At 70.2% G+C, this 19943-nt stretch carries 19 protein-coding genes and 1 pseudogene; 10 read left to right on the forward strand and 10 right to left on the reverse strand.

Going from position 1 to position 19943, the window contains the following annotated elements:
• The first annotated feature begins 2 nt into the window (after positions 1–2).
• Positions 3–1001 carry a helix-turn-helix domain-containing protein gene (locus ACFP2V_RS10710; RefSeq protein ID WP_381209080.1) on the forward strand — a complete coding sequence of 333 codons (999 nt, stop codon included), beginning with the start codon at positions 3–5 and terminating at the stop codon, positions 999–1001.
• Positions 995–2050 carry a helix-turn-helix domain-containing protein gene (locus tag ACFP2V_RS10715; protein WP_381209083.1) on the forward strand — a complete coding sequence of 352 codons (1056 nt, stop codon included), beginning with the start codon at positions 995–997 and terminating at the stop codon, positions 2048–2050. The genes ACFP2V_RS10710 and ACFP2V_RS10715 overlap by 7 nt, the downstream gene beginning before the upstream one ends.
• On the opposite strand, the gene ACFP2V_RS10720 is transcribed toward ACFP2V_RS10715, so the two are convergent.
• Entirely contained in the window at positions 2015–4393 is a 2379-nt protein-coding gene (locus tag ACFP2V_RS10720; protein ID WP_381209086.1) for a recombinase family protein, read from the reverse strand. The genes ACFP2V_RS10715 and ACFP2V_RS10720 overlap by 36 nt on opposite strands.
• On the opposite strand from ACFP2V_RS10720, the gene ACFP2V_RS10725 reads away from it, so the two are divergent.
• Complete coding sequence (locus ACFP2V_RS10725; protein ID WP_381209089.1) at positions 4392–4646, forward strand: hypothetical protein; 255 nt, start codon at positions 4392–4394, stop codon at positions 4644–4646. The two genes, ACFP2V_RS10720 and ACFP2V_RS10725, sit on opposite strands and share 2 nt — an antisense overlap.
• Positions 4647–4702: 56 nt before the next feature.
• Here the strand turns inward: ACFP2V_RS10725 and ACFP2V_RS10730 are convergent, their stop codons facing one another.
• The 4 genes from ACFP2V_RS10730 to ACFP2V_RS10745 form a co-directional block, all read right to left on the reverse strand.
• Positions 4703–5635 (reverse strand): transposase, encoded by a 933-nt coding sequence (locus ACFP2V_RS10730; RefSeq protein WP_381209092.1) that lies wholly within the window; start codon positions 5633–5635, stop codon positions 4703–4705.
• 79 nt (positions 5636–5714) lie between these two features.
• Positions 5715–6014 (reverse strand): pirin-like C-terminal cupin domain-containing protein, encoded by a 300-nt coding sequence (locus ACFP2V_RS10735; RefSeq protein ID WP_381209095.1) that lies wholly within the window; start codon positions 6012–6014, stop codon positions 5715–5717.
• Positions 6015–6159: 145 nt separating this feature from the next.
• Positions 6160–7521 carry a dihydrolipoyl dehydrogenase family protein gene (locus tag ACFP2V_RS10740; protein WP_381209098.1) on the reverse strand — a complete coding sequence of 454 codons (1362 nt, stop codon included), beginning with the start codon at positions 7519–7521 and terminating at the stop codon, positions 6160–6162.
• 234 nt (positions 7522–7755) lie between these two features.
• Positions 7756–9060, reverse strand: a complete 1305-nt coding sequence (locus ACFP2V_RS10745) for an IS630 family transposase (protein ID WP_381209101.1) — start codon at positions 9058–9060, stop codon at positions 7756–7758.
• 157 nt (positions 9061–9217) lie between these two features.
• Between ACFP2V_RS10745 and ACFP2V_RS10750 the strand changes: the two genes are divergently transcribed.
• The 4 genes from ACFP2V_RS10750 to ACFP2V_RS10765 are packed head-to-tail and all read left to right on the forward strand — an operon-like array spanning position 9218 to position 11410.
• Positions 9218–9400 (forward strand): hypothetical protein, encoded by a 183-nt coding sequence (locus ACFP2V_RS10750; protein WP_381209103.1) that lies wholly within the window; start codon positions 9218–9220, stop codon positions 9398–9400.
• Positions 9401–9438: 38 nt separating this feature from the next.
• Positions 9439–10410: an ATP-binding cassette domain-containing protein gene (locus tag ACFP2V_RS10755; protein ID WP_381209106.1), complete on the forward strand. Its 972-nt coding sequence runs from the start codon at positions 9439–9441 to the stop codon at positions 10408–10410.
• Positions 10320–10694, forward strand: coding sequence for an AAA family ATPase (locus ACFP2V_RS10760; RefSeq protein WP_381209127.1), 375 nt, complete (start codon positions 10320–10322; stop codon positions 10692–10694). Before ACFP2V_RS10755 ends, ACFP2V_RS10760 begins: the two co-directional genes overlap by 91 nt.
• Positions 10691–11410 (forward strand): ABC transporter domain-containing protein, encoded by a 720-nt coding sequence (locus ACFP2V_RS10765; RefSeq protein WP_381209109.1) that lies wholly within the window; start codon positions 10691–10693, stop codon positions 11408–11410. Before ACFP2V_RS10760 ends, ACFP2V_RS10765 begins: the two co-directional genes overlap by 4 nt.
• A gap of 49 nt (positions 11411–11459) precedes the next feature.
• Here the strand turns inward: ACFP2V_RS10765 and ACFP2V_RS10770 are convergent.
• From ACFP2V_RS10770 to ACFP2V_RS10790, 5 genes and pseudogenes are all read right to left on the reverse strand, one after another.
• Positions 11460–12500 (reverse strand): annotated as a pseudogene (locus tag ACFP2V_RS10770) (MFS transporter); the annotation flags it as partial.
• 81 nt (positions 12501–12581) lie between these two features.
• Positions 12582–13319 carry a DUF1275 family protein gene (locus ACFP2V_RS10775; protein ID WP_381209111.1) on the reverse strand — a complete coding sequence of 246 codons (738 nt, stop codon included), beginning with the start codon at positions 13317–13319 and terminating at the stop codon, positions 12582–12584.
• Entirely contained in the window at positions 13300–13839 is a 540-nt protein-coding gene (locus ACFP2V_RS10780) for a DoxX family protein (protein ID WP_381209114.1), read from the reverse strand. Before ACFP2V_RS10780 ends, ACFP2V_RS10775 begins: the two co-directional genes overlap by 20 nt.
• A 54-nt stretch (positions 13840–13893) precedes the next feature.
• Entirely contained in the window at positions 13894–14556 is a 663-nt protein-coding gene (locus ACFP2V_RS10785) for a hydrolase (protein ID WP_381209117.1), read from the reverse strand.
• Positions 14557–14679: 123 nt separating this feature from the next.
• Positions 14680–16554: an amidohydrolase gene (locus ACFP2V_RS10790; RefSeq protein ID WP_381209130.1), complete on the reverse strand. Its 1875-nt coding sequence runs from the start codon at positions 16552–16554 to the stop codon at positions 14680–14682.
• A gap of 373 nt (positions 16555–16927) precedes the next feature.
• Between ACFP2V_RS10790 and ACFP2V_RS10795 the strand changes: the two genes are divergently transcribed.
• The 3 genes from ACFP2V_RS10795 (at position 16928) to ACFP2V_RS10805 (ending at position 19659) form a co-directional block, all read left to right on the forward strand.
• Positions 16928–17899, forward strand: coding sequence for an alpha/beta hydrolase (locus ACFP2V_RS10795; RefSeq protein WP_381209120.1), 972 nt, complete (start codon positions 16928–16930; stop codon positions 17897–17899).
• A gap of 21 nt (positions 17900–17920) precedes the next feature.
• Positions 17921–18643 carry an alpha/beta fold hydrolase gene (locus ACFP2V_RS10800; protein ID WP_381209123.1) on the forward strand — a complete coding sequence of 241 codons (723 nt, stop codon included), beginning with the start codon at positions 17921–17923 and terminating at the stop codon, positions 18641–18643.
• Positions 18644–18948: 305 nt separating this feature from the next.
• A complete protein-coding gene (locus tag ACFP2V_RS10805) occupies positions 18949–19659 on the forward strand; it encodes a TMEM175 family protein (protein ID WP_381209125.1) in 711 nt (236 codons plus the stop codon).
• Positions 19660–19943: the final 284 nt, after the last annotated feature.

Consider the following 19943-nt stretch of genomic DNA (forward strand, 5'->3'; position numbering starts at 1 on the left):
CCATGAGCAAGGAAACGAAGCTACGAACCCAGGTGCTGAGCACCCGCTCGGTTCCACCGTGCGAGAGCCTGGATTTCTGGCACGACGCCGTGCTCGCGACCCTCGTGGGGATGGAAATCGCCACCGACGGCCGCACCTATGACGCCGCCATGCGCACCGACCACCTGGGGGGCCTGCAGATCACCACGGTGGAATGCGACCCGGGCCGGGCCCACCGGTCGCCGCGCTTCATAGCCCGCGGCGACGGTCGGGACGTCTTCGTGGCGCTCCAGAGCACCGGCCGGGCCAGAGTCGAACAGGACGGTCGGACCACGGTGCTGCGAGCCGGTGATATCGGGTTCTTCGAGACCATCCGGCCCTTCCGCACCACCTTTCCCGAGCGCTTCCAGTTGAAGATCTTCGCGGTGCCGCGGGCCCTGCTCGGGCGGTCGGAGGCCGATCTGCGGCAGCTCACCGCGCGGGCCGTGCGCCCGAGCGGCGGTCTGCCCGCCCTGCTCACCCCGTTGCTGGAACGGCTGGCGGAGACCTCAGAGGCATACGCGACGCCGGTGGCGGAGCGACTCGCCGAGGGCGTCATCGACCTGATGGCGGCCACGGCGGCGGACCAGTTGGGAAAAGATCCTGCTGTACTGCCGGGTGCCGACCGGGTCCTGCTGCTGCGGATCAAGACCTTCATCCGCTGGCACCTGTCGGACTCCGGCCTGACCCCCCAGGCCATCGCCGATGCCCACAGCATCTCCGTCCGTTATCTGCACCGGCTCTTCAAGGCCGAGGGCACCAGCGTGGGCCAATGGGTCCGCGAGCTGCGCCTGCACGAGTGCCGCAGGGAACTCGCGGTACGGCCACCGAAATCTGTCAGCCTGGGCCAGGTTGCGCGACGCTGGGGTTTCACCAGTCCCGCCCGGTTCAGCAGGGCCTTCCGCAGGTCCTACGGCCTGTCTCCCACGGATTGGCTCGACCGAGAGCGTGCGGTCCGCGCGGCGGGAGAAATGCCGTGCTGACCGGTTTGCTGACTACTCCCGGCCAGGGGGTGTCCTTTTCCACCCGGGGCCTGGCTCCCGACGATCGCGTCGCGGCCTGGGAGCGTACGCTGTCACAGGTCTTCGTGGGCCTTGAGGTCGCCGTGGAGCGCGGCCGCCCGTGGACGGGCGAGCTGACCGCCGAGCGCCTGGGCGCTCTTCAGATCGCCACCGAGGAGTTCGGCCCGGGGACGATTCTGCGTAGCGCCCGGTTGGTGGCCGCCGACCACAGCACCCACATCCTCGTGCGTCTGCAACTGGACGGCAGCGCATTGCTGTTCCAGGACGGCCGCACCGTCGAACTCCGGCCCGGCCGCTTGGCGTTCCATGACGCGAGGCGCCCGTACCGGATCGTGCTGCCGCAGCGGCAGCGGGCCCGGATCCTCATGATGCCCCGGGCCCTGCTCCGGCTGGAGGAAGGGCAGCTGTCCGCACTGACGGCCACCGTGGTGGACGAAGCCGGTGAGGGCGCGGCGGCCCTGTTGCTGCCGCTGCTGTGCGGACTTGTCGACGAGGTCATCAGTGCCCATGCGACCCGACGCGACGAACTCGCCCGAATCGCCGTGGATATCCTGGCCACCCTGGCCATGGAAGCGGTCAGCAGGCGGCCCGCGCCGGCGCTGTGGGAGCGGATCACGGCATCCGTCCAAGCCCGGCTGCAAGACCCCGGACTCACCCCCCAGGGCATCGCCGACCAGCACGGCATCTCCCTGCGCTACCTGCACCGGCTCTTCCAGATGCAGGGCACCACCGTCAACACCTGGGTACGGGCGCGGCGGCTCGAGGCGGCACGCGAGGAACTCTCCCAGGACGGCGCGACCCACAGATCGATCGGGGCGGTGGCCGCACGCTGGGGCTTCACCAACCCCTCCCACTTCAGCCGGACATTCCGAGAAACATACGGGATGTCGCCGGTGCAGTGGCGCGGTGAGCACCGAGAGAAGGAAAGACCCGGGATACTGAGAGACTCTGTCGGGGATCTTGAGGTTCCAAGGTCATTTGCCTTGGCGCCACCACAGGGGGCGGGGTAGCCCGCAGGCGTCGAGGTACTGCTGGAAGGCTGTGGGCTGTCGCGGGCGGTAGGTGGAGTCCTCGGGTTCTTGTTCGCTGAGACGTTCGATGTTGATGGCGATCGCGGTCAAGACGTGCTGCACATGCGTCTTGGCCGTGCCGTGATAGCGGCAGCGGCGGGCTCGGTGGCCGCTGACGAGTTCGTTCACCGTGCCCTCGACACCGGAACGGGAGGCATACGTCCGCTTCCACCGCAGGTCCTGCTGGTCGGTGCGGTTGCGGGCCTGGAGCTCGTGCAGGTGCCGGGGCAGGAAGTTCACCGTCCGGGCCGCACCGCGGGTGCACGAGGACCGCTCGGGACACGGACCGCACTGCCGCTTGTCGAACCGGACCACCGTATAAGGGGCCATGGCCGGAAGCTCGTTCCAGTTGCCGCTGACCTTGCCGTTGGGGCAGGTGACCTCGTGACGGTCGAAGTCGATGATGAAGTTCCCGCGGGCGAAGCCGTCGCCCGTCTCACGTTGCCGGGAGTTGTTGGCGGGCAACGGCCCGATGAGAGTGATCTTGTGGGAGCGGGCGGCCGCGTCGAACCCGGTGGCGGAGGTGTAGCCGCCGTCGACCAGGTGCTCGGCGGGCAGCAGTCGGCGCCGCTTGAGCCGGGCGGGGCCCGGCTGTCGCCGCTGGAGACCAGGGTGGCCACACCGGTGATCACGTTCGCGCTGTGGTCGTCGCAGGTTTCGGTGACGTGGACGACCGCATCGCAATAGGTAACCCGGGGTGGGGTCGGAACTGGTGGACGGGATCGAGTGCCGGATGGTGATCCTGTCGGCGCCGATGCGGACTTCCTTGACCACCGCGCGCAGGACGCGCTGACGTTCGAGGACCGACGCGGTCCGGGCGTTCTCGCGCAGCCGGGCCAGGAACCCCTCCAGGTTGTCGGCGAGCCTGAGGTAGGCCTGCTGGTCGACGAGCTGGGCGGCCAGGGACTCCAGTTGGCCGTGCAGGTTCTGTCGCTGCGCGCGCAGCGCGGGCATCCGCTCGCGCAGCTCGTCCCGTGTGATCAGGTCCTCCTGGTAGGCACCGATCAGGCGGTTGATGGCCGCGTCGACGGTGGCGACCTGTCGGTGCAGTCGCTCCTGGTGGGCTCGGACCGGGTCGGCGTCGCGCATCCGCTCCAGCCGGCGCTCCAGCTCCGTGCGCACCAGCGCCGGGTCGGCGAGCAGGGCGACCACGTGCTCCCAGACCAGTTGGTCCAGCTCGTCGGCGCGCAGCGGGCGGCTGGGGCAGACGCGTCGGCCTTGGGGCAGTTCCCAGCCGTTGGTGCCCGAGCAGCGGTAGTAGTGGTACTTCTTCGGGCCGGGTCCCTGCGAGGTCCGGGTGTAGGCGTACCCGCACAGGTCGCACACCAGCAGTCCCTGCAGGAGCGCGGGCTCCTTGGTGTGGCGTGGGGAGAACTTCGCGTTCTCCGCCAGCCGCCGCTCCACCAGGGCGAAGACCTCCTCGCTGACCAGCGCGGGGACCGGGATCTCGATCCACTCCTGCCGTGGCCGGGCGGTCACCCCGGCCTGCGCCGGCACGGCGCGTCCGGCCCGCCGCGAGGTGCGGTTGGGGCGCGGCGGAGCGGGGGCGGTCTGCGTCTTGCCGAAGCAGGCCCGGCCCGCGTAGGCGGGGTTGCGCAGCATCCGGCCCAGCGTGCCCGCGTCCCATTCGGGCCTGCCCTGCGGCGAGGGGATCCCCGCGGCCGACAGCTCCCGGGCCAGGGCCCGCATGGAGATCCCCCCGGCCGCGTACCGGTGGAAGATCCGCGCCACCACGCCGGCCTCGGCCTGGTCGACCGCGTAGGCGGCCGCTCCGTGCTCCGCCTTGGACAGGTACCGGTAGCCGTACGGGGCCCGGCCCAGCACGCTGGCCTGCCCGGAGCGGGCCCGGTGCAGCTTGCCGCGGCGGGTGCGCTCGGCGATCTGGGCCCGTTCGTACTCGGCGATCACTCCCTGGACCTGCACCAGCAGGGCCTGCTCCGGGGTGGTGGCCTCGGGGTTGCGGATGAAGACCACCTCGGTGCCGTTCGCGGTGAACTCCTCGACCAGGAGCGCCTGGTGAACGTAGGAGCGGGCCAGCCGGTCCGGGGCGTAGCACAGCACCCGGTCAACCAGCCGCTGGGCGCTCAGGTCCCGCAGCCGCTCCAGGGCCGGACGCACCAGGGTCGAGCCCGACCATCCGTCGTCGGTGAACACCCACTCCTCGGGCACCTCCCACCCCTGTTTGCGCGCGTGCTCGCGCAGGCAGGTGACCTGGCTGTCGATCGTCTCGTGCTGTTTCTGCCGGGCCGAGGACACGCGGGCGTACAGCGCTGCAGGAATCATGGCCATCACCTCGTTGGCCTGGACGAATAGCGCGTCCCCGCACGGGGACCAGGATCTGGTAGGCGGCGGCGAGCTCCACCGCGCCCAGCCGGTCGAAGGCGAACTCGACCGTGACCTGTGGGCGGTCCATCGGTGCCCCCAGCCGGTGGCGGACTCACCGCACCCGGCCCGATGCCGGTGGGACACCGTCGAGGCCACCACCCGCCCTGCGACCATAGCGCCGGGCAGGTCGGCCGTCTGCGACCCGCCGTGAGCGGGTGCGCAGCTCGGCGGTCACGCCCACGACGATCTGGAACTCGAAGTTACCTTTTACGTTGTAGGCGCCTGTGCGAGGTAGCCGGTCCAGCGGGTGTTACCGCGCAGCACGAAGCGTGCCTGGAGGTCGTAGGGGCTGCAGACCTGCAGTCCGGCCGGTGGCTGTCCGTCCTTCTCGCGGCATGGCCGCAGTCGGCCGCGGGCATCGACGACGAACTGCTGCACCATGATCTGGCGCAGAGCCTCCAACTGCGGCCCCAGAGCGCGGCCGGGCCGGTGCTGCTGGACCCGGGTGAGCAGGTCGGCCGCGTCGGTGCCGGCCTGGGTGAGGCGGGTGACCGGGTGGCTGGGCTGGCTGGGCTGGCTGGGCTGGCTGGGCTGGCTGCGCATACGGACCGGGCGACCGTAGCGTTCGCCCCACTCGGCGGTGACCAGCCCGTCCAGGAGCTCTGGAGCGGTGCGGGCGAGTTCCTCCACGGCGGCACGGACCGCATCGAGGACCAGCTCCAGGCGAGTCAGCTCGCGTGCGGCGGCGAGGATGTGGGTGGAGTCGGTGCGCTGCCGTCCCCTCGCTTTGACCAGGCCGGCGGCCTTGAGTCGCTCCAGGGCGAGGTCGAGGAGCTGATCGGCGCGGTCGTCCTTCGCGAGTCGGTCGCGGAAGTCGCCCAGCACGCTGTGGTGAAAGCCGGGATCGTCCAGCTCCAGCGCGAGGGCGTATGTGAAGTCGATGCGGCAGCGCACCGCTTCCGCCGCCTGACGGCCTGACAGGTTCAGCAGGAACTGCAGCACACAGACGGTGGCGAGCTGGGCGGGCGATAACCCGGGGCGTCCGTCGCGCGGGTACCAGGCTTCGAAGTCCTCGTCCCGCCATGATCCGTCCAGCCGGTCGCGCACCCACATCGCTGTCGTTCCGCGGAGGTTGCTCGCACGGGCGACCTGCGCGGTCAGAGCGGGAATCTGCACACCGGAGCGGGGGCGGACGGACACCAGACACCTCGACGTCGGTCGTTTACCTTCGAAACCGAGTCGAGCATGCCGGTTGATCACGCCCATCCGCCGGGGATTCTCAAGATCCTCGACAGAGTCTCTCAGTGACCCGGTGGATTCCCGCGCGGCTTGATACTCCCATTGGGCAGGGCAGGTGTGGGAAGACGGTCTCGAGGGCTACATCGGCGCCGAAGCGATCGGAGGAGTTTTGCCAATCGTCCCGGGCCTTGGCAATATCTTCGTGGCTGCGCCCGATGAAATTCCACCAGGGGGCGATTTCGTCCTCGAACGAGGTTCCGCCGAGCAGGACCGTCCGTGCGATGTCGTCCGACTCGTTCGTCAGTGTCAGCGCGTCGGTACCCGGTTGGGCGTACCCCAACTACACGGGATCCAACAGGCTGTCGGCCAGGCGTATCTCCCCCTGGCCGGCCATGAGGCCGTGCTCGAAGCCGGGATCCACGGCGAGCGACACGCCGGCCTGCCTGTCTTTCGACGCAGCACGTGTCAGGACCGGGCCGAACGGATCAGCGCAGTGCCGCCAGGGCCTGCTCCACGGCCCGGTGGAACGTCGGATAGGTGTAGATCATGTTCCGGAGCTGCTCGACCGGCACCTCCGCGTGGACGGCGACGATCAGCCCGTACAGGAGCTCGCCCCCGGCCGGCCCTGCGGAGGTCGCGCCGACCAGGACGCCCCGGTCTGCGTCCTCGACCAGCTTGATGAACCCCTCCCCGCCCGGCCCGTGGATCCAGCCGCGGGTCGAGGAGGCGTTGGGCACCACCGCTGTCCGTACCCGCAAGCCCCGGTTGCGGGCCTGTCGCTCGGTGAGTCCCACGGCCGCAACCTCAGGATCGGTGAAGGTGACGCGGGGCAGCGCACGGTAGTCGGCGTCGAGGCCGGGCCGGTCGAGGATGTCACGGACGGCAATATGGGCCTGGTACATCGACACATGGGTGAAGGCGCCGTGGCCGGTGATGTCACCGACCGCCCACAGTCCCTCCGCCGCCCGCATCCGGCCGTCCGTGGGCACAATCCCCGCCGCGGGATCGAGCCCCACCGTCTCGACGCCCAGGTCGGCGAACTCGGCGTGGCGCCCAGTGGCGACGAGTAGCCGCTCGGCGCGCAAGGGGTCCGCCCGCCCTTCCACAAGGACACTGAACTCGGCGCCGTCATAGCTGACCTGCCGGGCGCGAACGCCGGTGAGTACGGTCACGCCGTCCGCCCGCAGGGCCTGCGCGGCAAGTTCCCCGGCTTCCGGTTCCTCCTGGGCGAGCAGCCGGTCCTGCCCCTCGATCAGGGTGACTCGGCAGGTGAAGCGGGCGAAGACCTGCGCGACCTCCACGCCGATGGCACCCCCGCCCAGTACGAGCATCGACGTCGGCAGGTCCTTGGTCGCCATGGCGTCCCGATTGGTCCAGTACGGCGTCGCGGCCAGGCCGGGTACGGGCGGGATTCGGGGCCGGCTGCCCGTGGCCAGCACGACACCGCGACGGGCCTCCCACGTGCGCCCTTCGACGGTGACCCGCCGCGGCCCAGCGAGGCGCCCCCTTCCACGGACCAGTCGGCCCCCCTTGGCCCCGAGGCGGTCGGCCGCCACCTGATCGTTCCAATCGTCAGTGGCTTCTTCGCGGATGCGACCGGCTACACGCCCCCAGTCCGGGGTGACGTCCGTGTCTCCGGCGAGAGCCGGGACACGGCGGACTTCGGCGAGCAGGTTCCCTGCCCGGATCATCATCTTGCTGGGCACGCATCCCCAGTACGGGCACTCACCCCCTACGAGTTCCGCCTCGACACCGACCACGTCCAAGCCGGCCTCGGCCAGCGTGCCCGCGGCGTACTCACCTCCGGGTCCCAGGCCGACGACGACCACGTCCACCTGCTCGTGCACGCGCACACCTCTCCCTCCGTACGGCCTCCAACGACGTGCCGAGCACCGAGATTAGGGCTGTGCAGCGGCTGCCCCGTGTCCCTGAGCGCACGGCTGTCGGTCCGAGAGCGAACACCAAAGCCCGACGACGCCTACGGTGCGCTCATGGGCACCTCCGCGTGCGCTCCTGGACAACGCGTCCCCCGTTTCCACGTCTAGCTAGTGTGCTGCGCCGCAAATCACGCGGGTAAGTTGCTACCTGTTTGGCGGGGTGATTTTGGTGAGGTAGTCGGCGAGAGATTTCAGGATCTCGTCGGCGGTTTTGACCCAGGTGAAGGGTCGCGGGTTCTCGTTCCAGGTGTCGATCCACGCCTTGATGTCGTCCTCGAGGGCTTTGACGGAGGTGTGCACGCCGCGGCGGATGAGCTTGTCGGTCAGCAGACCGAACCAGCGCTCGACCTGGTTGATCCAGGAGGAGCCGGTCGGGGTGAAGTGGACGTGGAAGCGCGGATGCCGGCTCAACCAGGTTCTGATCTCGGCGGTGTTGTGGGTGGCGTAGTTGTCGCACACCAGGTGCACATCGAGTTCACGCGGTACGGCCTTGTCTATCGTGACCAGGAACTTCTTGAACTCGATGGCGCGGTGGCGGCGGTGGAGCTGGCCGATGACGGTGCCGTCGGCGATGTTGAACGCGGCGAACAGGCTGGTGATGCCGTGCCGCAGGTAGTCGTGGGTGCGGCGTTCGGGCATGCCCGGCATCATCGGCAGCACCGGCTGCGAGCGGTCCAGCGCCTGGATCTGGCTCTTCTCATCGACACAGAGGACCACCGCCCGTTCGGGCGGGTTGTGGTAGAGCCCGACCACGTCCACGACCTTGTCGACGAACTGCGGGTCGGTGGAGAGCTTGAAGGAGTCCTGCAGGTGCGGCTTGAGGTCGAACCTCTTCCAGATCCGCCCGATGGTCGATTTCGACAGTCCCGTGCGCGCGGCCATCGAGGCCCGCGACCAGTGGGTGTCCTGGCCCGGGCTGAACTCCAGCGTCGCGACGATGACGTCTTCGACCTGGTCGAGCAGGATCGACGGGGGCCGGCCGGGCCTGGGCTCGTCGTGCAGTCCGTCCAGGCGCTTGGCGATGAACCGGGCCCGCCAACGCTCCACGGTCGACTCGTCGACCCCGAGATCGGCGGCGGCCTGCCGGTTCGTCCCGCCCTCCGCGCACCGCAGCACGATCTTCGCTCGCAGTGCGAGGTACTGCGCGGTCTTCGCCCGCCTCGCCCAGCGCACCAGTTGGTTCCGCTCGTCCTCGCTCAGGACCAGCTCCGCCTTCGGCCTGCCGATCCGGCCCGCGTCCTGCAGCCCGGCCAACCCCTCGGCCGCGAACTTCCGGCGCCACTTGCCCACCGTCTTGGCCTGAACGTCAACGAGCCGCCCCACGGCAGCATTCGACATCCCGTCGGCGCACGCCAGAATGATCCGGGCCCGCTCGGCAGCTCTCCGGTCCCGCGCCCCGGCGCGACGCACCAACTCGGCACGCTCGTCCTCGGACAACGTGATCGACACTGCAGGAGGCCCCGGATGCAACACGCGAAAAGGGTAGCAACTTACCCGCGTGATTTGCGGCGCAGCACACTAGGCCGCGCAAAGAGGCCTATCGGCACTGCACGGCGACCTGCCCGCGGCGGCCGTGGTGCCTCCCGCCCTCCTGACAGCGGCCGGAGTGGCCCTGCGAGCCGGACTGCTGGCCGCAGGCGACGCGGCGGCCGCGCGCGGCGCCCGTGCCGTACGCGAGGCCCTGCGCCGCCGGATCATCGAGACGGCGCTGCCCGCCCGCGGCCCGGCCCCCACCACCCTGGGCGACGCGGCGCCGCCCGGGCCGTCGACGGCGAGGTCGACCAGCTGACCGACTGGCTCACCGGCTACCTGCCCGCCCGGCCCACCATGCTGCTCGGCAGTGGTCTCGTGCTGGCCGCCATCACCTGCCGCAGCTGGTTCGTCGCCCTGCTCGTGTTGGCCGCTACCCCGCTGCTACCGGCCAACCTGAAGGTCATCGGCCTGGGCACACAGACCGCCGTCCGCGCCCAGCTGTCCGCGATCCGCGGCCATCAGGCCAGGCTGCTGGACCATCTGCGCGGACTGCCCACCCTGGCCGGGCTCGGCGCGCATGACGAGGCGGCCCGCGCCCTGGAGCGGGACGACGGGGAAGTCGCCCGACGGACCGAGAAGGTGCTGCGCATCGCGTTCCTGTCGACCGCGTGGGTCGAACTGCTCATCACCGGCACCCTCGCCGTGGTGGCGAACTACTGCGGCCTGGTCCTGCTCGACTACCTGCACCTGCCCGTCGTCCCGGACCGCATGAGCCTGTCCGCCGCGCTGTTCGTCCTCGTCCTGGTGCCCGCCTACTTTGCCCCAGCCCGGGACCCGGCCGCCAGCTACCACGCCCGCGCCCAGGCCGCCGCCGCTGAACTGCTGGCCGTGGTCTTGGACACATCCGGCGAGAACGCGCTACCCCCCGCCGAACCGGTCGGGGCGGCGTGGCGCGGCGCCTGCCGGGGCGCGCCTGGAAGCCGTCACGGTCCGGCACCGGGACGGGAGGCACCTGCCCTGGACGGCGTCAGTGTGCAGCTCGCACCGGCCGGGTGCCTCGTCGTCACCGGGCCGAGCGGGGCGGGCAAGTCCAGCCTGCTGGCCGTCGCGGCGGGTCTGTCCGTCCCGCACGACGGACACGCGCTCCATGTGCTGGACGGACGGGCCGTTCCCGCGGCGCGGATCCCAGCCGGGTCTGCTGGGTGGGCCAGCCGGACCATCTGCTGCCCGGCACCCTGCGCGAGAACCTTCTCCTGGCCTGGCCCACCGCGAGCGACCACGACCTGCTCGGTGTCGTCGCCGCCCTCGGCTTCGAAGACCTCCTGACCGCGCTGCCTCAGAGACTGGACACCCCACTCGGCGAACGCGGCATCGGTCTGTCCTCCGGCCAGTCCCAGCAACTGGCTCTCGTCCGGGCGTTGCTGCGGGATGCACCCCTGCTGTGTCTGGACGAACCCACCGCCCACCTCGACCCGGAAGCGGAGCAGCGGGTCTTGTCAGCGCTACGGATGCTCGCCCACGACCGTACGGTCCTGCTCGCCACCCACAGTCCTGCACTGCTGCCGCTGGCGGACCAGGTCATCACGCTGGACCACGGGAGAGCCCGATGAACCGTACCGGCGCCTGGCGCCTGCTTCGCGCGGCAGCTGGGCGCCGCGCCCTGCTGCATGGCATGCTGCTGGCCACCGCGGGCGAACTCGGCGGTGCTGCACTCCTCGGCGTGTCCGGGTGGTTCCTGACAACCTGCGCCGTGGTCACCCTCCAGGCCAACACCGTCTGGTCCTGGATGTACCCCTCCAGCGCCGTACGGACCCTGGCCCTGGCCCGCACCGGACTGCGCTACCTCGAACGCCTGGTCAGCCACCGGACGGTGCTGACCGCCTCCGTGAGGCTGCGCGCCCAGCTGGCCCGTGGCGCTGCCCGCCTCACACCCCCCCGTGAGCTGCGCGGACAACGCGACGGGACGTTGCTCGCCCGGCTCACGACCGACGTGGAGACCGTCGCGGGTCTGCCCGCGGGCATCTGCGCGCCCCTGGTGGCGGCCGTCATCACCGCGTGCCTGGTCGAGATCCTGCTGCTGTGGGCGGTGTCCCTCCTGGGGGCGGCCGAGCTGGTCGTGTGGGTGGCCGACCTGGTCTACGCCCGGCGCGCCCACCACCGGGCGCGAGCCCATCTGGCCACCGCCGCCGAGGCCAGGGCCGCGCTCCGTACCGTACTGCTCGGCAGCCGGGCCGCCTTCGACGAACTGCGATGCCTGAACGCCGTGCCCCAGGCACAACGGGCGGCGACGACCGCGATAACGGCCGTCGAGTCCGCCGAGCCCTGACCCAGCCCGGAAGCCGCGTCTGCACGGCTGCGTTGAGCGTGGACAGTACACCGATCCAGGCGAGACCCGCGGGTAGCAGGGCGACCGTCACCAGCCACGGTGTTCGGACCGTGCCCAGCACTGCCAGTACACCGGCGAACCCCAGCGCGCCGGCGACGAGGGTGCCGTTGGCCCCCAGCACGCGGTGGATGCGGGGCCGTGCGAAGGCTCCCGTCACCGCCCCCGTGCCGACTGCCGCCAGCAGGAGTCCGTATCCACCCGAGCCTAGGCCGAGGGAGCGGCTCGCGCTCAGTGGCAGCAGTGCCCACAGGGCGGCGCCGCCGGGGATGAACAGGAGCGTACGCAGAAGGACACGGCGCACACCGGGGGCGTTCCACACATAGCGGCGGCCGGCGGACAGGGCGGCCAGCAGCGGTTCGCGCTCCGCGGCGGGGGAGGCCGTCTCCGGGCGCCGCCACATCATGAGGACAGCCGCGATGCCCAGGTAGGAGGCCGCGTTGAAGGCGAAGACCCATCCTGCGCCCGCCGCCGCGACCACCGCCCCGCCGAGTGCCGGGCCGACGGCTCGAGCCGAGTTCATGTTCACCGCGCCCAGCGCCGCCGCCTGACCGAGTAGGCGGCGCTCCACCAACTCCGGCTGGATTGCCTGCCAGGCCGGGCCCATCAGCGCAGTGCCGCACCCCAGAAGGAAGGTGAGGACGAGCAGCACTTCCGGCGTGAGCGCGTCCGTGAACGCCAGCACGGCCAGCGCACCGGACACCGCGAGCATCACGAACTGCGCGGCCAGCAGCACCGAACGCCTGTCGAAGCGGTCGGCGACGACCCCGGAGGGCAGGGCCAGCAGCACGACGGGAAGACTGGAGGCGGCCTGAACGAGCGTCACCAGGGCGGCACTGTCTCCGACCAGAAGCCACTGGGCGCCGACCGTCTGCATCCAGCTGCCGATGTTGGAGACCAGCTGGGCGATCCACAGCGCCCGGAAAACGCGCGCCGCGAGCGGCGCCCATGGGGACTCTGATTCTGCGGGTACTGGTGGTGACGGTGGTGGTGCGGCGCTCATCGGATCTTCTTGCCACTCCTCGCGTGACATCGTCGTCGTGCCGGAGGCCCCCTGGACGAGGAGGCCTCCGGCACTTCATGCGGCATCCCGCGGCCGGTCGGTCCCGTTCCCTCAGGACGGCGGCCGGATCCAGGCGGCGTCGGCGGCCGACAGGCGGTGCGTGATCACGGAGGTGAGCACGGTCAGCAGCAGGGCCAGGCCCAGGATGAGCACGAGATGACCGTGCAGGAGGAGGACAGCTCCGACGAAGGCTCCGAGGACCATGGCCAGCACGGACAGGATCCGGCGGCCGGGTCGCGGCGCCGCACCGCCGGCCGGGGCGGAGTCCGCGGCCAGCCCCGTCAGAGTCAGCGTCAGCACGGTCGTGGTGAGGTCTGGCACACCGAGGCGCCGGGCGACCGCGTTCTGCAGGCCCATACCGAGCCCCAGCAGCACGATCAGCGTGTACTGGACACCAGTGGTGACCCGGCCGCCGCCGGCCGCGGCGACCGCCACGGTGACGGCGACCAGGACCGCCTGCACGCCGGTGGCCGCCGTCAGCAGGCGTCCCCGGTGCGCCGCGAACCGGCTGCCGAGCCTGCCCCCGGCGAGGGCGCCCAGGAGGAACGCGGCCAGCGCGACGACGGAGGCGGACGCGGAGAGGCCCGCGGCGCCCGCCAGTGCGAACGCCAGGAAGATCACATTGCCGGTCATGTTGGCGACGAGGACGTGCCCGAGGCCGAGAAAGCTCACGGCGTCGATCAGGCCCGTGACCACCGTCAGCGTCAGCAGCAGGGGAGGCAGCGGGCCGTGGCGTTCCCCTCGGGGCGGCACGAGCGTGCGGCCGGCGTCACTCAGCAACTGGCGCATGGGGCGTTCCCTTCGGTATGGCCGCTTCCGGCGCGGCGGGCGAGCGGCGCAGCACGACGCGGGCGAGCAGTCCGCTCACCGGGCCGGCCAGGATCGCCGCGACGACCAGCCACAGCGGCCAGGGGCTGGCGCCGAGGGCGTGGTCGACGGACCACTGGCCGGGTCCGGTCAGAGCCAGCGCGGCGGAGACGATGACCAGGACCAACGGGTACTCGTAGCCGTCGTTCTTTACCCACAGTCCTTTGGGCCACTTGACGGTGCCCGCGACTGTCATCACCCCCATCGCGGCCATCGCCGCCAGCGGCGTGAGCAGACCGGCGGCCAGGAACAGGCCGGCGCCGATCTGACTGCCTCCCGCGACGATCGCGGTCAGCCGGCCGCCGCGGAAGCCGTCGTGGCGGAACTCCTCGGTTCCGCCTGCCAATCCGTTGCCTCCCAGCCGGAAGCTCACCTTCTGCACTCCATGGCCGGCGATGAGGAGCCCCACCGCCACCCGGAGCACCAGCAATCCAGCGTTCATCGTTTCCCGCCTATTCCTGACATCCGTCCTTGGCGCTGTTCGACCGGCGCGTCATCAGCCCGCCGCGTGCGCGCCGATGACGGCCTGCGCGTAGAGGATGCCGAGGCCGTACGCGCCGCCGTGCTCCTTCACCACGTCCGTCACGGCCGCGTATGTCTCCGTGCGGGCCCAGTCGCGCTGGAGCTCCAGAAGCACCTGCATCCAGGTGACCGGGACCGCGCCGGCCTGGACCATGCGCTGCACTGCGTGGTCGTGGGCGTGCGGGCTGACGCCGCCGGAGGCGTCGATGACCACGTATATCTCGTAACCCTGCGCGAGGGCGGAGAGCGTGGGCAGCACGACGCAGACCTCGGTCCACAGACCGGCGATGACGAGCTTCTTGCGGCCCGTCGCCTTGACCGCCTCGACGAACGCGGGGTCCTCCCAGGCATTCATCGAGGTGCGGTCGATGATCTTGTAGTCGGGGAAGACGGCCGGCAGCTGCGGCATGATCGGGCCGGAGAAGGACTCGGCGGCCACGGTGCTCAGGACGACGGGGACATCGAACACCTTGGCTGCCTTGGCCAGGCCCACCGTGGCGTTGATGATCGCGGTCCGGTCGCCGCTGCCGGTGCCGAAGAACATCTGCGGCTGGTGGTCCACGAACAGCACAGCGCAGTTGTCGGGTGTGATCAGGTCGGGGCTGGGAGCTGCGGTGACCTGGGTGATGTCGACCATGAGGGTGCCTTTCCATGGGAAGCAGCGCGGATGGGGCGTCGGCGCCGGAGTGAAACCGTCTTGTGACGGGACTGGAAGGGGCCCGGGCGGGGCCGGCTCATAGCCCGGCCCCGCCCAGGAGTTCTAGAGGGCGAAGCAGGGATCGAAGGGCGTTGCGGTGGCCGGGACGAGACCGCGGGCGACGCGCCACGCGCGGTGCTGCTCGGACTCGGCGACGGCCTCGCCGAGCGACTCCGCCTGGCGGACGCCCGAAAGGCCCTGCCGGGACGCCTGGTAGCCGCCGAAGTGCGCCACCGGGCTCCAGGCGGGGCTGATGGGCGGCAGTTCCTCGTCGAGGCCCTCGTACTCGGCGGCCGCGTAGACGATCCGGCCGCCTGTGACGGTGAGCAGCGACTCGATGTGGGGGATTTCCGGCTCAGGCACCGTGAAGTAGTCCTCGGACAGGACAGCCAGGTCGCCGTAGTACCCCGGGCGCAGAACGCCCTTGACGTCCTCCTCGCCGGTCAGCGCGGCGCCGGCACGGGTGAACATCGTCAGCGCGGTCTGCCGGTCGACACGGTTGGTCCGCGGGCGGAGCACCAGGTCACCGACGCTGCGGCCGCTGACCAGCCAGTGCAGGGCGACCCAGGGGTTATACGTGGAGACCCGGGTGGCGTCAGTGCCGGCGGCCACGGTCAGCCCGCGGTCCAGCATGGCCCGGATCGGCGGAGCGTCCGCGGCGGCTCCGGGACCGTAGCGGCTCAGGAACGCGTCGCTCTGGAAGGACAGGCGGTTCTGCACGGACATGGCTCCGCCGAGGGCGGCGACGCGGTCGAGGCTGTCCGGGGAAACGGTCTCCGCGTGATCGAACAGCCAGCGATTCCCGGCCGGGAAGAGCCCCTCCGCGGCCAGCTTCTCGAAGACCGCGAGATCCCGGCGGATGGTCCCGTCATACGTGGCGTGCAGCCGGAATCCCCAGCCGTTCTCCATGAGGAGACGTACCGCCTTCTCGAACTCCGCTTCGTAATCGGGGGCGAGTTCTGGACGTGGCTGGGCAAAGTTCTCGAAATCCGCCGCCGCCCAGGTGAGATTCTCTCCCGCGCCATTGAGGCGCAGCCATGCATCCCCGTCCTCGGGCCGGGCCATTTCGATCCAGCGGGTGAGGTCGGCTATCTCCTGGCCGGCCGTCTGCGGGAAGAGGTGGTAGGCGATCCGCAGCGACAACTGGCCGGTCTTCGCCAGTTCGGTGACGGTGCTGTAGTTGTCGGGGAAGTTCTGGAATCCGCCGGCGGCGTCGATGGCAGAAGTCAGTCCGAACCTGTTCAGTTCACGCAGGAAATGACGGGTCGAGGTCTTCTGGTCCTCGCCCTGGAGCACCGGCGCCTTGGCCAGGGTCGAGTAGAGGATGAGGGCGCTGGGTGCGGCCAGCAGCATGCCCGTCGGCTCCCCGTCCCGGCCGCGTACGATCTGACCGCCCCTGGGGTCGGGGGTGTTCCTGTCGAATCCGGCGGCCTTGAGCGCCGCTCGGTTGAGGACGGCCGACTGGTACAGGTGCAGCACGAATACGGGGGTGTCCGGGGCCGCGGCGTTCAGCTCCGCCACGGTCGGCAGCCGCCGCTCGGCGAACTGCTCGGCCGACCAGCCTCCCACCACCCGCACCCACTGTCCCTTGGGCGTGCGCGCGGCCTGCTCACGCAGCATCGTCAGGCCCTGACGCAGCGTGGGCACCCCGTCCCAGCGCAGTTCCAGCACGTAGTTGAGGCCGCCGCGAATGACATGCAAATGGGAGTCGTTGAGGCCCGGGACCACCCGCCGGCCGAGGGCGTCCACCACCTTGGTGACGGCACCGACGTGCGGGGCCACGTCCATGTCGTCGCCGACGACGGTGATGACACCGCTCCTGATGGCGAGTGCCTCGGCGTGCGGGCGGTTCGGGTCTCCCGTATGGACCTTCGCGTTGCGGACGACGAGGTCCGCAGCTTCGTCGGTGGGTTGGGGAACCAGTCCGCCGACCGGCATCGTTGACACGTGAGTACAACCCCTTCGGCGAGGAACGGCTTCCAGATGTCCGCTGTATGGGATGTCGGCGGACGGAGGATGCGGGAACGCATGTGTGTTCGCCCATCACGCTAGGCGCGGCGGACGCCGTTGCTTGTTCCCTCAGCGCACTGGATGGTTCCGCACAGTGCACAGGATTCCCGTGCCGTCGATCAGGGACCGGGGCCGGACGACTTCCGTGCACTGTGGGGACATCGGTGGTGCGCTCGCGGGCAACGAGTGCCTGTCAGCCGGCTTTAGCGTGGCAGTCGGCGGCACCGGAGCATTCGGCACATGCTTCCCGGCCCGCGGGCCGGAAGAACCGGCGTCCCCAACACAATTCCAGGAGATTCGCATGTCCGATGCCGTTGCGCCGGTTCAGCCCGTGCTGGAGCCCGCGGCAGCCGCGTTCGCGGAGGCGACCGCCAACCCGCCGTACCTGTTCGATCTGGCCCCGTCGGAAGGGCGCAAGGCCGTCGACGAGGTGCAGTCGGGCGACGTCGAGAAGCCGGCGATCGACGAGGAGTGGATCACCGTCGAGGGCGGTCCTACGGGCAGTGTCCGGACTCGTATCGTCAAGCCCGCCGGCGCCGAGGGCACCCTTCCGGTGATCCTCTACATCCACGGTGCCGGGTGGGTGTTCGGCAACGCCCACACCCACGACCGTCTGGTGCGCGAACTCGCCGTCGGCGCGAACGCCGCCGTGGTCTTCCCCGAGTACGACCTCTCGCCCGAGGTCCGCTACCCCGTCGCCATCGAGCAGAGCTTCACGGTCGCGCGGTGGGTCGTGGAGCGGGGCGCGTCCAAGGGACTCGACGGTGCGCGGCTGGCGGTGGCCGGGGACTCCGTCGGCGGCAACATGACCGCGGCGCTGACCTTGATGGCCAAGGAGCGCGGCGGCATCGCGCTGGTGCAACAGGTGCTGTTCTACCCGGTGACCGACGCGAACTTCGACACCGGCTCGTACCACCAGTTCGCCACCGGCTACTTCCTGCGCCGGGACGGCATGCAGTGGTTCTGGGACCAGTACACGACCGATGAGAACGAGCGCGCCCAGATCACCGCGTCCCCGCTGCGGGCCACTGTGGAGCAGCTGAAGGACCTGCCCCCGGCGCTGGTCATCACCGGCGAGGCCGACGTGCTGCGCGACGAGGGCGAGGCGTACGCCAACAAGCTGCGTGAGGCAGGCGTGCCGGTCACGGCCGTGCGGTTCCAGGGCATCATCCACGACTTTGTCATGCTCAACGCTCTGCGCGGGACCCACGCGGCCGAGGCCGCCATCGCCCTGACCGTCCGCACCCTGCACACCGCCCTGTACGCCGTCTGAGTCCGAGGAGACAACGCGCACATGACCACCTCCGTGCCCACGGTCGTCCTGGTCCACGGCGCGTTCGCCGACGCGGCCAGCTGGTCCGGGGTCATCGTGGAATTGCGGGGCCATCACGGCATTGCCGTGATGGCCCCGCCGAACCCGTTGCGTGGCCTTGCGGCCGACGCCGCTTACGTTGCCTCCGTTGCCTCCCAGATCGATGGTCCCGTCGTACTGGTCGGCCACTCCTACGGCGGTGCGCTCATCACCGTGGCCGGCACCGCCGACAACGTCGTCGGGCTGGTCTACGTGGCCACCTATGTCCTCGAGGAGGGCGAGAGTCTCGGTGAACTTCAGGGCCGCTTCCCCGCCTCGCCGCTGGTGAGCAACCTCAAGCAGTGGACCTATCCGGTCGCGGACGGTGCCCCTGCTGTCAAGGTCACCATCGCCGAGGAGGTCTTTCCGTCGGTCTTCGCCGCCGATGTGCCGGCGGAGGTCACGAAGGTCCTCGCGGCGGCTCAGCGGCCGCTCGCCGCCGCGGCCTTCGGAGAGACAGCCACCGCCGCCGCATGGAAGGCCAAGCCGTCCTGGGCACTGGTGGCCGGCACGGACCAGGCCATCAACCCCGAGGTGGAGCGCTTCACCGCGAAGCGCGCAGGGGCGACCGTCGTCGAGATCGAGGGCGCGTCGCACGCCGTCGCCGTCTCCCGTCCCAAGGAGGTCGCGGATCTGATCCGCGAAGCGGTACGCGCGACGAGCTGACAGGCGGTAGGGACAGCTACGCGGAACACTCCCCGCACCGCGTCCGTGCGGCCCGGTCGTCGTGCCTCCCGGACCGCACGGGTCGCGGGCAGCGATCTCAGTTGCCGGGCCTTGAAATCTGTAACCTGGCGGGCGGTGAACCGCGCGCCGCTCCGAGGGTGGGGGGCCTCTTCGGTGCAATGCCCGCCAGAGGGCCTCGCTCGGATGTGGTTGGCTCAAGCTCTGCCGGACGGTTCGAGCCCTCGGGGCCGCCGACGATGAAAACCGCCCGAATCCGACATGAGCCAAGTACTTAAGGAGCCAGCTTGTCCCGGAGCCACTCTCACAAGTTCTCTCGTTCTGAGACCACACGGGCTGAGGCCTTCAGTGATGGTGTGTTCGCCATTGCCGTCACGCTTTTGGCCCTCAATCTCGCTGGTCCGCCGCACAAGCCGGGCGGCCTTGGCCAGGCTTTGCTGGCTCAGTGGCCTGCCTACCTCGGCTACCTGGCGTCCTTCGGCTATGTTTCCGTGATCTGGCTCAACCACCACCAGGCCTTCGCGCGTATCAGGGCCATGGACCGCGGACTACATGCCGCCAACCTGTTTCTACTGCTCACCACGGCGGCGCTTTCCTTCCCCACCGCGGTGGTCGCGGACGCACTGCAGGCCGACCCCACGGGCTCCGACGCGCGGGTGGCCGTCGCTCTCTACGCCGGCCTCGCCGCAGCGATGTGCCTGAGCTGGGTGGTCTTCTACCAACAGATCGCCCGCCGACCCGAGTTGCTCGACCCTGACGTGGAGGACACGTACGTGCGGCACGGACAGCTTCGTTCCTGGGCTGGAGCCGTCGCCTACACCGTCGCCGGCCTCCTTGGGGTGTTCGTCGCACCGTTGCTGGCGATCGCGGTGTTCGTAATGCTCCCTGTCTTCTACTTCGTCACCAGCGAAGGTTTGCCCGGTGGCCGGGACGGCTCTCCTGATACAGAACCGCATGCGACGAGGGAGGTCATGACGGTGCGGTCTGACGCGTCCTGACACTCGGTGGCACGGTGTCGGCCGGGCGGGCGGTGTCATACGAGCGTCCGGCTCCCTGGATCAGTTGAGGTGTCCCGCTTCGCGTTTCGGCTGGTGCGTCGGACCAGGCTCGTCGCGCAGGTTCCCCTGGACATGGCTCTGCCAGGGTCCGGCGCCTCCAGGGACGCGTATGGGCCACTCGAGAGGAGAGTGGCCGTAGAAGCTGCCAAAGAACCAGACATCTTCGACTCTGCTGCGCAATTCGCTGCGGGGGTGAGGTCGGGTCCGCGATGATCGTTCCTGGG

The sequence above is a fragment of the Streptomyces incanus genome (assembly GCF_042656345.1).
Taxonomy (GTDB): domain Bacteria; phylum Actinomycetota; class Actinomycetes; order Streptomycetales; family Streptomycetaceae; genus Streptomyces; species Streptomyces incanus.